Below are 12,771 nucleotides of genomic sequence, written 5' to 3'. Positions count from 1 at the left end.
GTAGTTCACTATACTCATTCTTTTTTTACAAGCGAAAACATTGTTGACACTTTTACACAATTAAATGGACTTGACTAGTCTATGAGCCCAAACTGGCTGAAAGAAAGAGAAGAAGGTCGCGTAGGAGCAATCTACGAACCCAAACTGGCTGTGAGAAAGAGAAGAAGGTCGCGTAGGAGCAGTCTACGAGCCCAAACTGTCTGTGAGAAGGAAAAAACGGTCGTATAGAAGAAGAGTATTAGTAAAAGGAGAATTGACGATGAAAATAAGCAAAGATAATGCGGAGCATTACACATGGGGGAGTCAGTGTGATGGCTGGCATCTGGTCAATCAACAGGAACTCAGTGTTATCCATGAACGAATGCCGAGCCTGACATCAGAAGTAAGACATTATCATCAGCAATCACGACAATTTTTCTTTGTTTTATCAGGAAATCCTACGTTAGAGGTGGATGGGGAACGTTTCACCCTAACACCACAGGAGGGGATCGAAGTACCGCCTCACATCCCGCACCAAATGTTTAATGAATCCAGCAACGACGTAGAATTCTTAGTCATATCCCAGCCGACCAGTAAAGGTGATCGAATTTTAGCCGAATGAGGTGCAAAATGTATATTCCTAAACATTTCAAAATAGACGATCTTGAAACTATCTATAAAATTATTGGAAAAAATAGCTTTGCCACGCTTTTTCACAGCATAATGGCAGGCCGTATGCGACACATTTACCATTATTGTTAGAAAGCGAAGAAGGGTTCTTATATGGCCACTTCGCTCGTCCAAATGAACTATGGAAGGACATCGAAAATCAGAACGTACTCGTTACGTTTCAGGGGCCACACGCATATATTTCCCCTAGTTGGTACGAATCCACCCAAGCCGTTCCAACGTGGAATTATGTAGCGGTTCATGTCTATGGACAAGTGGAGATTTTACACGATGACCAAGAAATCTATGATGCCCTTTTTAGCATGGTAGATAAGTACGAAAAGCCAGGTAGCTCTTATCGCTTCCAAGAGATTGATAGAAACTTTATTCATGGAATGAGTAAAGGAATTGTAGCTTTTAGAATCAAGATTACTGAAATAGAAGGAAAAGCAAAATTAAGCCAAAATCATTCGGTAGAACGACAGGATTTGGTGATTCAGCAGCTAGAACTCTCTCAAGAATCTAATCAGCTTCAAATTGCAGAATTGATGAAGAAAAACCATTAAAGGAGTGATAAAGATGACTTTGGAAATGAGAAAAATATGTGAGAAATGTGATAACCCCCTACAAAAGGATGGGGAGGCCTATATTTGTGTATATGAATGCACTTTCTGTCATGACTGTACGGAAGAGATGGACGCTGTTTGCCCTAATTGTGGGGGAGAACTCGTCAAAAGACCACGTCCGCCGAAAAAGTGATATTTTAGGAGAAAGTGAATGAGATAAGAAGTTGAAGTTAAAATGAATGAAGGCATCCTAGCAAAGGATGCCTTCCGGTTTTATATACTTGTTGCTTGGGAGTTTAACTCTGAAGCCGTGTTTACAATTTGTTCAAACGCTTTATTGAATGCTTCCATCTTTATTGCTTGTTCATGAGAGTCTGAAGAAATTTGTTGAATGTTCGTGATGATCTTTTCTAGATTAGCTACCATCCCTTTTAATTGTGGCTCTACACCTTCAACGGTTTCTCTATTATTTTCAGCCATTTTCTCTATTTCTTTAGCTACCACTGCAAAGCCCTTTCCATGTTCTCCAGAACGGACAGCTTCTATAGATGCATTTAGACCCAAAATCCGGGATCTAGCTGCTGTTTTCTTTAAAATACCCAAAATTTCCTCTATCTTTTTAATCTCATCTCTTAGAAAAGTAGTTTCTTCATCAAGTTCTTTTAGCTCAGTTGCAATCTGTTCAGTTACTTTAGTTACCTCTTCTGATGTTGTAGCCAATTCACCACTAACACCAGTTAGTTTTTGTGCACCTTTTCGTAATACATCGACTTTATTGTTTGAAACAATAGTAGAAATGACGCCTATTATTTCATTGTTTTCTATAATAGGTGTTGCTGTTGAAATATAGGCAACACCAAAAATTCCCGAATCTCGTTCTTCCTTTTGTGGTTCACCAGTGATTAAAGCATTGTGAGTCACAGTCCCTTTAAAATTATCAGCAGAAGCGCCAATAGGAACCTTAAGATCAATCTTTTTGCCAGGAATATATCCTATGACCTTTTCTGTGTCAGCTAAAACGATACACGCATCTTCTGCATGTGTGGATTGAATAATTTCCAAATTATTTAGCAATTGTTGTAACCGCTCCAAAGTAATTCCTCCGATAGAAAAAGTGGTATTAGTATAATAAATATAACATTATTTACATAAGATAACAGACTAGTTAAAAAATATATTTTATTTAATAGACTAATATAAAGGCATGATTATGGATGCGATTCATTAAACGATAAGCTATTTATATTTTTGAGTAATTTTCCAGATGTTATTGAAATTGGAAAAAAATTCTTTATAATAAAAAATGACAATGATGTCAGTGTTATTTTAACTAAATGGAGGAACCTACCTTGTCACCTAAAATTTCTGACATTGAAAAAGAAAAACGTAAAATGCATATTATCCATTCAGCTACGGAAGTGTTTAAACGCAAAGGATATGTAAACTCCACCATGCAGGACATCGTAGACGAAACAGAGATGAGCCGTGGCTGGGTGTATCTATATTTTTCAAACAAAGAAGACATTATGCTAGCAATCCTTGCAGAAAATGAGCAAGAAACAGAAGCACAAATCAATAGCCTTTTAACGAGCGGACTTTCGGTTTGGCAAGGGATGAGCGGATTAATCGATATGATGGACCAGCAATTAAACCATGCATCTGACGATCTGCCAATCGTGATATATGAATATTTCATCAGCGGGTGGAAGCAGCCAGAACGACGTGAATACCTAGAAACCCACTACAAAAAGCAACATGACTATCTAATGATTTACTTGCAGAGGGGAGTAGCACAAGGAGAGTTTAAGCCATTTGTTGACTTGGAAGTCATCATAAGAATGATTACCTCTTATTTTGAAGGCCTTTTACTTCACTCAAAAGCAGCTGGCAGCAGCAACGTTCGAGTAAGCGAGCAGCTAAACCTCTTCAAGTCCATGTTAAAGTCAGCATTACAAGTCAATGATCAGGATGGTGGTTTGTCATGACAATTTTTAAAAATAAGGTCTTTACCAAATTATTTTTAGCGGCATTTGCATCCCAACTTGGAACGACGATTGGGAATGTTGCGTTTGCTTTTTATTTATTAGATCGTTTTAGCAAACAGCCATTTTATGCAACTATAGCAGAATTAATGTATTCGTTACCTATATTGCTTGTTTTCTTTTTAGTAGGGGTGGCTGCAGATAGATTTGATCGAAAGAAAATTGCGGTTAACTCCGACTGGATTCGGGCCGTCTTAACAGGCTTTTTATTAGTAACGATCTATTTCAACATCCTTTGGTTAGTGTTTGTGATTCTGTTTATTCGAAGTGCCGTAGCTAAGTTTTTTGCTCCAGCAGAAATGAGTATTTTACAGGGCGTGCTTAATAAAGAGCAGTATATGCAAGCCTCTGGACTAAATCAAACCGTTCTTGGGTTATTTATGTTGTTTGGTATGGGAATGGGGGCCATTTCCTATCACTATATTGGGCTGATGGGGACTGTGATGATTGACGGGGTCAGCTTTATTATTTCAGGGCTTCTCATCAGCACGTGTTCTATTCCTTTAGAGGCACGGTTACCTAATGGTAAAACACATATGAAGGATATTAATCTTACGACCGTTCTTACTGATTTCAAAGAGGGCTTAAAATATATCCTTCATTTTAGACTGCTAAAATCTATTGTTTCTGGCTTTCTAGTGTTTGGTCTCATTAATGGAGCGTTTGCTGTGCTTCCACTTTTTACAATGAAATACAAGCTAGCACCAGAGGAATTTACGCAGTATGCTTCTATGTTTTCTATCTTTTTGGGAATTGGTTTTGTGCTTGGCAGCGGAATAGGTAGTCGACTCGTAAAGCTATTCAAAGTTCATCGAGTTATCATAGGTGGAGTCATATTAAGTGGTGTGTTTACATTGATTATGGGGGCAGTGGAAAATGTTTGGTTCTATCTTTCCTTTGTATTTATTATGGGTGTAATCATCGCACCAGTAAATGTGGCATTGTCTGGTTGGATGACTGAGCTTGTGGATCCAAAATATATGGGGAGAGTGTCTGGCTGGGTGGATCCATTAATGATGCTGGCTCATTCTATATCATTGGGAATCATCGCAGTTGTCTTCCCGGCATTCGTAAAAGTAGACACCATTTATTGGGCGGTGGGTATTCTATTAATGGTTGTGGGGTGCTATTATTTATTGGTGTTGCCAAAGTTGGTTACAAAAGAAGTGAAAGTAGCAGACATCCAGTCGGTTCCTACTTCAGCAGAATAAACATGAAGCTTTTGCGAAAAAGTTTCATGAAAGTGAAACTATTTTACATGGAGCATCGACTAACTTAATAACCCCCCCTAGGGTTGTGTGAATAGGGCCCGGCACGAATGCCGGGCTTAATTTATTTTATAGTAGTACTTTCTAGAACCTTGCTGTTTGTTTAGCAGGGTTTTTTTTATGTTTAAAAGGAAAAATTCTTTTACTTTTTACTAATAAAAATCATGTTATTTAGTGAGGAGAAATGGGTATTACATTGAATAATTATAAAAACAAAAGGTTTTTAGTCATTACTATCTAGAGAAAGAAAGCAGGTGTACGATTGGGAACAAGGAAAAATGGGTTAATTATTGCTGGGTTTACAGGAATGTTTGTCATAGTAGTTCTCTTTTATTTTTTTCTAACCTCTGTAGGAGAAAAAGAGAAGGTAGAAGGAAAGCATGCAGATAGTAAAAATCCGCCTGCTGCAAAAGTGGAAGTAAAGGACCTCGCTCCTCCAGCGTTTACGAGCAAGCAACTGACATCGCTGCCAAAGAACAACTGGATTACCAATGGAGGGAGTACATTTAATCAACGTTACTCTTCCCTGGATAAAATAAATTCATCCAACATAAAAAAATTAAAAGGGAAATGGGTTACGCATCTGGGGTCAGGAAAAGAGTTTAAATATTCTGGCGAGGCGTCACCCGTCGTTTATAACGGTGTAATGTATATCATTACCGGTGCAGACCAAGTATCTGCTATTGATGTGAAAAAAGGTGAGACTTTATGGACTTATAAACCGAACATAAGCGAATTAACAACCGTTTGTTGCGGTTGGACAAGTCGTGGTGTCGCAATTGGTGATGGGCTAGTATATGTTGGTCTGCTAGATGCCAGATTAGTTGCTCTCGACCAAAAAACGGGTAAAGAGGTATGGTCCACAACGGTCGATGATTGGAAAAAGGGCTATACGATTACAAGCGCACCGCTTTACTATAACGGAAAAATTTATACAGGTATTTCTGGTGGTGAATATGGAATTCGAGGCAGGGTTACAGCCTTTAATGCAAAAAATGGGAAGGAGCTTTGGCGCTTCTACACCATTCCAGGCCCTGGAGAAAGTGGTCACGAAACCTGGCCAAGTGACAATGATTCATGGAAACGAGGCGGTGCACCGGTTTGGCAAACACCTGCGGTTGATCCTGAATTAGGGTTACTCTATTTTTCAACCGGTAATGCAGCTCCGGATTTAGACGGAAGTGTAAGAAAAGGGAATAACTTATTTTCTTCTTCCATAGTAGCAATTGATGCTGAAACAGGAAAATATAAGTGGCACTTTCAAGAAGTTCATCACGATATTTGGGATTTAGACGCACCGAATCCAGTTGTACTATTTGATGTTAAAAAGGATGGAAAAAAGCGAAAAGCACTAGCCCAAGCTGGTAAAACAGGATGGCTTTATATCCTAGACCGAACGAACGGGAAGCCGTTGGTAGGTATTGAAGAGCAGCCAGTGCCGCAGGACGATCGTCAAAAAACCTCGCCTACCCAGCCGATTCCAAAGGGGGATGCTTTTGTCCCACAAGTTGTCACGGAAGAGGAATTCAAGAAAGATGTGAAAGGCTATAAAGGACATATAGGTAAGATTTTCGATCCATACTGGGAAGAACCAATGCTTGTGAAACCATCGACGTTCGGAGGAGCTAACTGGCCACCTTCAGCATATAACCCTGACACTGAATATTTTTATGTGTTAGGAACGGATCAGTATTCTACTTTTACAAGAAGTGAAGAAGAGTATAAGGAAGGTAGTATCTATTTAGGTAGTATTATCCAACCCGTACAGGATGCACCTGTAAGAGGAACCATCACCGCTATTGATGTAAAAACAAATAAAATAGCCTGGCAGCAAAAGTGGGATGCCAGTGCGTATAGCGGTGTATTAACCACAAAAGGCGGCCTCGTCTTTGTAGGACATAATGATGGAAGGCTGATTGCTTTTGATGCTAAAACTGGTGATCAAGTATGGGAATTTAAGACAGATGCAGGTGTTAATGCGGCGCCTATTGCCTATGAAGTGGATGGAAAGGAATATATTTCTGTTTTAGCAGCAGGTAACGCATTAGCTGGTTCGAAGCACGGCGACTCTTTATGGACCTTCTCCTTAGATGGGACCATTGAATCAGGTACCGCTCCTGAAAGCACTAATAAACCCGAAGACAAGGAGAATGGAGATACTACGGCAAATGTGAACGATGGTCAAAAGGTTTTTGAAGGAAATTGCTTGGCCTGCCATGGAAGAGAAGGAACAGGTGGACATAATGGACCAGACCTGCAACTTAGTCAGGTAGCGAAAGACCCGGAAAAAGTAATGGAAAGGGTGAAGAAAGGCGGGAATACCATGCCAGCCTTTGGTGAACTTTTAACTGAAAAACAAATAAAAGATGTAACAAAATATATTACTGAGATTGTGGCCAAAAAACGAGAATAAGGAAATAGAGGGCTGACCAGTGCCATTCTGGTTAGCCTTCTTTTAGTGGGAATAAAATCCCGGTCGAAAATGACTATTTATCTTTTTTAACGGACATGTTATGCTAAAAAAATGAGTATACTAACAAAGAGTTTAATTAATCAGACAATAAGTGCTGGTAATTAACGGTTTCTTGGGCAGGGGTGTTGATAACTTTATTATATAAAGTTATTCTAATACTGTGGTTTTTAATTTAATAAAAAAGGGAATTAAAGTAGTTGATTATTTAAGTAATCAACTTTTTATATATATAAAAGGGGAGATGAAGATGAAAAAGATTAGCTTAGCATGGCAAATCTTTATTGGACTAGCTTTAGGTATTATTTTGGGTGCTATTTTTTATGGTAACCCGCATGTGGAAACGTACTTACAGCCAATTGGTACAATATTTATTCGATTAATCAAAATGATTGTCGTTCCAATCGTTGTTGCTAGTCTTATTGTTGGTGTTGCAGGCGTTGGTGATATGAAGTCACTGGGTAAACTTGGTGGAAAAACCCTATTATATTTTGAAATCATTACAACTATTGCTATCTTTGTAGGACTACTTGCAGCAAACGTGTTTCAACCTGGAGCTGGTGTGGACCGAACACACTTAACGAAAACAGATATTAACTCCTATGTGGATACAGCTGCACAAACCGAGTCACACTCTATGGCTGATACGTTTATTAATATCGTACCTACCAATATCATACAGTCATTAGCAAATGGCGATATGTTAGCAATTATCTTCTTTTCTGTCATGTTTGGACTTGGTGTAGCAGCGATTGGTGAAAAAGGCCAACCGATTATTAACTTCTTTAGAGGCACGGCGGATGCCATGTTCTATGTAACCAACCAAATCATGAAATTGGCTCCACTTGGTGTATTTGCTCTAATCGGTGTAACGGTATCAAAATTTGGAATTACCTCATTAATCCCATTAGGAAAGTTAGTATTAGTCGTTTACGGATCAATGATTTTCTTTATTTTAGTCGTTCTAGGATTAACAGCAAAGATTGCAGGGGTTAATATCTTTAATTTATTAAGATATTTGAAAGATGAATTAATTCTAGGTTATACAACGGCAAGTTCGGAAACAGTTCTTCCGAAGTTAATGGAAAAGATGGAGAAGATCGGATGTCCGAAGGCTATTACTTCATTTGTTATACCAACTGGATATTCATTTAACCTTGATGGTTCAACCTTGTATCAAGCGATTGCGGCATTGTTCATCGCACAAATGTATGGAATTCATATGAGTATTACACATCAAATTACCTTAGTTCTTGTATTGATGCTTACTTCTAAAGGGATTGCCGGTGTTCCAGGCGTATCGTTTGTCGTGTTACTTGCGACGCTAGGAAGTGTAGGGATCCCAGTTGAAGGACTTGCATTTATCGCTGGTATTGACCGTATTCTAGATATGGCGCGTACATGTGTAAATATTGTTGGTAACTCATTAGCTGCCATTGTCATTACAAAGTGGGAAGGCCACAAGCTTGATGAGGATGCAGTAGAAAAAGCAGCTTAAATTATCTGAATATAGACCAAAAAAGGCATCGACTAAGCTCGATGCCTTTTATTCGTTCTTATTGGATATTACCAGGTCCATCCCCACCGCCAGTAATAAAAATATACTCACTCATAGCTAAGTTCGTGTCCGCCCGATATTTTTCAATGTCTACTTTGGGGTCACTTGCCCCTTTTTTTGAATCGAAATACATTGCTATGGGAGCTAGTATAATGATTGGAGACAGAATAAATAACCAAATCATATAATACCCTCCTTTTAAGAAAATCTATATTTATTAAACTATGTTTAATGGGAGAGAAAGGTTCAAGAAATACATAAAAAGCCCCATCACACAATTTTAAGAAGGATGTTAAGTAAATTTGGCGAATTTATCTAGGATACTTTTATCAATGAGATGAGGAGGCTCGATGTATGTTTATTAGACTTGAAACAAATGATGAGTTACTGGGTGATGGAGGTTCTTTTCTCTTTGATGAAGTACAATATAACCTGATTCATCGAATCAGTGAGGTTAGTGATGCTTTAAGCATAAAGACGACAGATAATAGGATGGTCTTTGCACAAACGCAGGGACAAAAGGCATGGTTGTGGGTATCCAAGGAGACACAATTAGAGGAACAGAAGGAAATACTTCAAAATCTAGTAAGCTATTTAAACAGTAATCAGCTTCCTGGGGTATCAGGGGATCCTCAGACTGCAGAAATGTTTGCGGAGGTTTTTTCAAAAAAGAGTGGAATTGGCTATGAAACGGTAATGACCATGGAATCTTATCATTGTCCAAAGGTGATAAGGCCAGTAAATGTACCAGGGGAGATTCGAAAAGCCGCTTTAGAAGACATAGATAATGTGGCTGCCTATCTTGCAGGTTTTGTAGAGGATGCATTTGGTACGTCAGTGGAAGCTAGTACTCAGCGATCTAAGGCACAAACAATGATAGAGTCTGGAAACTTGTACCTTTGGCTTGTGGATGAAAAGCCGGTGTCCATGGCGAATATTTCACATCGTTCACCTAGACATGCCCGGATTAATGCGGTTTATACTCCTGTCATGCATCGGAAGAAAGGCTATGCAAGTGCGCTAGTAGCGGAATTATGTGTAATTATTCATTCGGAGGGACTAGAACCAATGTTGTATGCGGATATCAGTAACCCCGATTCCAATAAGGTGTATCAGAATATCGGTTTTATCGAAAGTGGTAAAATAGCTGAAATCAAATTTGTAGGATAGATACTTAATCTTTTTACAATAGGAGGAAGTCCCTAAATGAATTCAGCAGAAAACAAAGCAAATTTCAGACAAATGCATTGGATGGGCCTGGACGATCCGTGCATCAACCAAATTAAATTAGATACATGTCATCACTTGGTATTAGGGCGTTATGGTGGAAATCAACAAGCAGGAGCTAATAAAAATGAAGATGGGGCCCTGGTTATGGCGGGGCTGGACTGGGAATTTGCCATGGTATTAGATGGACACAACAGTGCAGAAAGTGTGGAATTAGTTATCCATACTATTTTACAAGAATCGGAAAAGCTAGGTTCCATTTTAGGAGAGTCTTTGGAAACGGTCTTCGTATCTTTGGAAAAGCATATTCTAACCATTTTCCAATCCGAGTATTTTCTAGAAGCCTGTAAACAAGTCCAGGGTGAAACCGCATGCCTGTTGTGTGTAAGAAAAGATAAATATATATGGTGGTTTTCGGTCGGAGATTGTGTCCTCTATCTCCTGCATGAGGACTTACATAGGTTAGGGCAATATGCACTTAATCAACGACAATTTTATGAATGGATAGGCCAGGTAAATACCTTTGCCCAACCTATTCCGTGCTATTCTTCCGGGGTCAGGGAACTCAGAACAGGCTATAATCGAATGCTCTTGGTGACAGATGGAGTGTTGGAATGTGGTAATGGATACTATGACACTCCTAAGTTTCTTTACCGAGATTTCTATGGACAGCCCTCTCCTCCTAATATAGAGAACAGTGTTAAACATGTTTTAGAACATGTTAATGAAAGTCATGGACGGGATAGTGCGACCATTATTTGCTGGGATTACCATCATGTTCTTCCCACCACCTATCCTAGTAATCAACCACAGAGGTGAATGAAATGTACCAATTTTTCGAAAATGAAGTAGTTAGAAATGAATATTCTACTATACCGTATACATGGATACGTAGTGAAAAGCGAAATAAAAGTATTTGTATTATGCTCCCAGGACTGGGTTATACCACTCAGCGGCCGTTGTTTCATTATGCGACGGGCGTGTGTTTGAATAACAACATTGATGTTCTTCATATCAATTATAACTTTGTGAAAAATGAACAGTTTAGAAAGCTTACTAATCCGGAACAGGACCAGTGGATGTTTGATGATGTGAAGGCTGTGGTCGATGCGGTGTTAAAAGAATCTTCCTATGAGCAGTGCTTGTTAGTAAGTAAATCAATTGGAACGGTACCAATGGCGATGGAGTGGACTCAAAGAGACTTCCTTCGAAATACAGTAGGAATCTGGTTAACTCCTCTAATAAAAGAAGATCGGGTTTACGAGGCACTGTTGGAAACGGACCTGCCTTCTCTTTGTGTCATTGGAGATGAGGACCATCATTTTATCGAAGAGAGGTTAGAAGCCTTTAAGAACAACCCTTTAGTTAGTACGGTTGTTATACCTAAGGCAGATCATAGCTTAGAAGTTAGCAAGGATACCTTGGCATCCATTGAGGCAATGAAAGAAATAATGGAACAGGTTGAAGTGTTTATTAAGAAGAATAAAGTAGGATAGGGCTGCTATTGCTGGCAGTCTTTTTTAACAGTGTTTATATTGGTAATAGGAATAGAAAATACTATTACTTAAAAGTTTAGAGGATGTGGTTGTTATTATTAAAGCTTTGTTTTATTTATTCTTGCTGGACTAGCGGAAATAGGTGGAGGTTATCTGATTTGGTTATGGCTAAGAGAAGGAAAACCTCTTTCTTGGGGAATTTTTGGAGGAATTACTCTTGTTTTGTACGGGATTATAGCCACTTTTCAAGCATTTCCTTCATTTGGTAGAGTTTATGCTGCATATGGAGGTGTCTTTATCGTTCTGTCGGTGTTATGGGGATGGTTAGTCGATAAAAAGACTCCGGACATGTACGATTGGCTTGGAGCGGTGATTTGCTTACTCGGTGCATCAATTATCCTTTGGGCTCCACGACATTAAATAGGATATATCTTTATTAGGGAGAGGGATTTCTATGTTTGTTAGAGAAGTAGAAGAATCCGATGCAGAAAATCTGGTTGCGCTTATAAAGCAGGTTGAGAAGGAATCTGATTTTATGCTGATGGAACCGGGTGAACGACAAATTACACCTGAACAACAACAGCAAAGAATCCACTCGATCCAAAAAAGCGAGAACTCCACCATTTTTGTAGCCGAAAAGGGAGAACAATTGGTTGGCTACATGTTTGCAATGGGCGGTACGGCAAAAAGAAATCAGCACTCTGTGTATGTAGTTATTGGTATTTTAAAAGATTATAGAGGGCAAGGCATTGGAACTAGGCTATTTGAGAAACTGGAAGAATGGGCAGTTGAGAGAAAAGTCCGCCGTCTCGAACTAACGACCGTCACGCAAAATGTAGCAGGTGTCACTTTGTATAAGAAAATGGGATTTGAAGTGGAAGGAACCAAAAAGGATTCCCTATTAATAGACGGTGAGTTTGTGGATGAATACTATATGGCGAAGCTTGTATGAAAGGGAGATCTAGTATGGACATTAGACTATTAACTCCTGCTGATGCAGAAAAGTATTGGGAATTGAGATTAGAAGCTTTAAAGGAAAATCCAGAGGCTTTTTTAACGAGCTATGAAGAGGCCGTCAAACGGGAAAATCCTGTTGAACAGGTAGCTGGGAATTTCACTGCAGAAGGAAACTATACCTTCGGAGCGTTTGAAGGGGAAGAACTTATTGGCGTTGTCACGTTACTTTTGGAAAAAGCAGAAAAGATTCAGCACAGGGCCAATATCTTCGCGATGTATGTCACGCCAAGAAAACAAGGTTCTGGAATCGGGGAGGCCCTGCTTACAGCGGCAGTTAAAAAAGCGAAAACAATCGATGCTATTGAAAAAATAAACTTATCTGTCACTGCAAGTAATGAAAAGGCGAAAAAACTCTATTCCAAATTAGGGTTTCAGACGTTTGGTCTAGAGGAAAAAGCTTTAAAAATAAATGGTGTGTATTATAACGATGAACATATGGTGCTGCATTTTGATAAGTAGTGAAAGGAGTGAGTAAAACC

14 protein-coding genes and 1 pseudogene are annotated in these 12,771 nt (G+C 39.0%); 13 read left to right on the top strand and 2 right to left on the bottom strand.

Annotated features, from left to right (window positions below; genetic code table 11):
• Positions 1 to 259 precede the first annotated feature (259 nt).
• The 3 genes and pseudogenes from AC3A54_RS22075 to AC3A54_RS22065 all read left to right on the top strand — a co-directional run bounded on the left by AC3A54_RS22075 (position 260) and on the right by AC3A54_RS22065 (position 1,407).
• On the top strand, positions 260 to 601 hold the full coding sequence (locus AC3A54_RS22075; RefSeq protein ID WP_487656251.1) for a cupin domain-containing protein: 342 nt from the start codon (positions 260 to 262) through the stop codon (positions 599 to 601).
• Positions 602 to 609: 8 nt separating this feature from the next.
• Positions 610 to 1,214 (top strand): annotated as a pseudogene (locus AC3A54_RS22070) (FMN-binding negative transcriptional regulator).
• A 13-nt stretch (positions 1,215 to 1,227) separates the two neighbouring features.
• Entirely contained in the window at positions 1,228 to 1,407 is a 180-nt protein-coding gene (locus AC3A54_RS22065) for a DUF1272 domain-containing protein (protein ID WP_487656247.1), read from the top strand.
• Positions 1,408 to 1,487: 80 nt separating this feature from the next.
• Here AC3A54_RS22065 and AC3A54_RS22060 read toward each other — a convergent pair whose 3' ends face one another.
• Complete coding sequence (locus tag AC3A54_RS22060) at positions 1,488 to 2,306, bottom strand: methyl-accepting chemotaxis protein (RefSeq protein ID WP_308081082.1); 819 nt, start codon at positions 2,304 to 2,306, stop codon at positions 1,488 to 1,490.
• A gap of 257 nt (positions 2,307 to 2,563) precedes the next feature.
• On the opposite strand from AC3A54_RS22060, the gene AC3A54_RS22055 reads away from it, so the two are divergent.
• From AC3A54_RS22055 to AC3A54_RS22040, 4 genes are all read left to right on the top strand, one after another.
• On the top strand, positions 2,564 to 3,199 hold the full coding sequence (locus AC3A54_RS22055; RefSeq protein ID WP_487656246.1) for a TetR/AcrR family transcriptional regulator: 636 nt from the start codon (positions 2,564 to 2,566) through the stop codon (positions 3,197 to 3,199).
• Positions 3,196 to 4,467 (top strand): MFS transporter, encoded by a 1,272-nt coding sequence (locus tag AC3A54_RS22050; protein WP_487656245.1) that lies wholly within the window; start codon positions 3,196 to 3,198, stop codon positions 4,465 to 4,467. Before AC3A54_RS22055 ends, AC3A54_RS22050 begins: the two co-directional genes overlap by 4 nt.
• A 319-nt stretch (positions 4,468 to 4,786) precedes the next feature.
• Entirely contained in the window at positions 4,787 to 6,937 is a 2,151-nt protein-coding gene (locus AC3A54_RS22045) for a PQQ-dependent dehydrogenase, methanol/ethanol family (RefSeq protein ID WP_487656244.1), read from the top strand.
• Between the two features lie 307 nt (positions 6,938 to 7,244).
• On the top strand, positions 7,245 to 8,492 hold the full coding sequence (locus AC3A54_RS22040; protein WP_308081078.1) for a cation:dicarboxylate symporter family transporter: 1,248 nt from the start codon (positions 7,245 to 7,247) through the stop codon (positions 8,490 to 8,492).
• Between the two features lie 58 nt (positions 8,493 to 8,550).
• On the opposite strand, the gene AC3A54_RS22035 is transcribed toward AC3A54_RS22040, so the two are convergent.
• The gene (locus AC3A54_RS22035; protein WP_308081077.1) at positions 8,551 to 8,736 is read right to left on the bottom strand and encodes a hypothetical protein; all 186 of its coding nucleotides are present in this window, start codon (positions 8,734 to 8,736) and stop codon (positions 8,551 to 8,553) included.
• Positions 8,737 to 8,906: 170 nt separating this feature from the next.
• Here AC3A54_RS22035 and AC3A54_RS22030 point away from each other — a divergent pair, with 170 nt between their 5' ends.
• The 6 genes from AC3A54_RS22030 to AC3A54_RS22005 all read left to right on the top strand — a co-directional run bounded on the left by AC3A54_RS22030 (position 8,907) and on the right by AC3A54_RS22005 (position 12,751).
• Complete coding sequence (locus tag AC3A54_RS22030; RefSeq protein WP_487656243.1) at positions 8,907 to 9,722, top strand: GNAT family N-acetyltransferase; 816 nt, start codon at positions 8,907 to 8,909, stop codon at positions 9,720 to 9,722.
• Between the two features lie 36 nt (positions 9,723 to 9,758).
• Positions 9,759 to 10,598, top strand: coding sequence for a PP2C family serine/threonine-protein phosphatase (locus tag AC3A54_RS22025; RefSeq protein WP_487656242.1), 840 nt, complete (start codon positions 9,759 to 9,761; stop codon positions 10,596 to 10,598).
• 5 nt (positions 10,599 to 10,603) lie between these two features.
• A complete protein-coding gene (locus AC3A54_RS22020; protein WP_487656241.1) occupies positions 10,604 to 11,275 on the top strand; it encodes an alpha/beta family hydrolase in 672 nt (223 codons plus the stop codon).
• A gap of 117 nt (positions 11,276 to 11,392) precedes the next feature.
• Positions 11,393 to 11,695, top strand: a complete 303-nt coding sequence (locus AC3A54_RS22015; RefSeq protein WP_487656250.1) for a YnfA family protein — start codon at positions 11,393 to 11,395, stop codon at positions 11,693 to 11,695.
• A 34-nt stretch (positions 11,696 to 11,729) separates the two neighbouring features.
• Positions 11,730 to 12,227 carry an N-acetyltransferase family protein gene (locus AC3A54_RS22010; RefSeq protein ID WP_487656240.1) on the top strand — a complete coding sequence of 166 codons (498 nt, stop codon included), beginning with the start codon at positions 11,730 to 11,732 and terminating at the stop codon, positions 12,225 to 12,227.
• Between the two features lie 14 nt (positions 12,228 to 12,241).
• Complete coding sequence (locus AC3A54_RS22005; RefSeq protein ID WP_487656239.1) at positions 12,242 to 12,751, top strand: N-acetyltransferase family protein; 510 nt, start codon at positions 12,242 to 12,244, stop codon at positions 12,749 to 12,751.
• Positions 12,752 to 12,771: the final 20 nt, after the last annotated feature.

It is taken from the genome of Neobacillus sp. Soil_C_43, assembly GCF_057656715.1.
Note: the sequence above shows the minus strand (reverse complement) of the source record. Positions and strands in the feature narration are given on the sequence as shown.

Coding starts and splice junctions, on each gene's coding strand:
- AC3A54_RS22005 (WP_487656239.1), top strand. CDS start 12,242: ATGGACATTAGACTATTAACTCCTGCTGATGCAGAAAAGTATTGGGAA.
- AC3A54_RS22025 (WP_487656242.1), top strand. CDS start 9,759: ATGAATTCAGCAGAAAACAAAGCAAATTTCAGACAAATGCATTGGATG.
- AC3A54_RS22010 (WP_487656240.1), top strand. CDS start 11,730: ATGTTTGTTAGAGAAGTAGAAGAATCCGATGCAGAAAATCTGGTTGCG.
- AC3A54_RS22035 (WP_308081077.1), bottom strand. CDS start 8,736: ATGATTTGGTTATTTATTCTGTCTCCAATCATTATACTAGCTCCCATA.
- AC3A54_RS22065 (WP_487656247.1), top strand. CDS start 1,228: ATGACTTTGGAAATGAGAAAAATATGTGAGAAATGTGATAACCCCCTA.
- AC3A54_RS22050 (WP_487656245.1), top strand. CDS start 3,196: ATGACAATTTTTAAAAATAAGGTCTTTACCAAATTATTTTTAGCGGCA.
- AC3A54_RS22040 (WP_308081078.1), top strand. CDS start 7,245: ATGAAAAAGATTAGCTTAGCATGGCAAATCTTTATTGGACTAGCTTTA.
- AC3A54_RS22030 (WP_487656243.1), top strand. CDS start 8,907: ATGTTTATTAGACTTGAAACAAATGATGAGTTACTGGGTGATGGAGGT.
- AC3A54_RS22020 (WP_487656241.1), top strand. CDS start 10,604: ATGTACCAATTTTTCGAAAATGAAGTAGTTAGAAATGAATATTCTACT.
- AC3A54_RS22075 (WP_487656251.1), top strand. CDS start 260: ATGAAAATAAGCAAAGATAATGCGGAGCATTACACATGGGGGAGTCAG.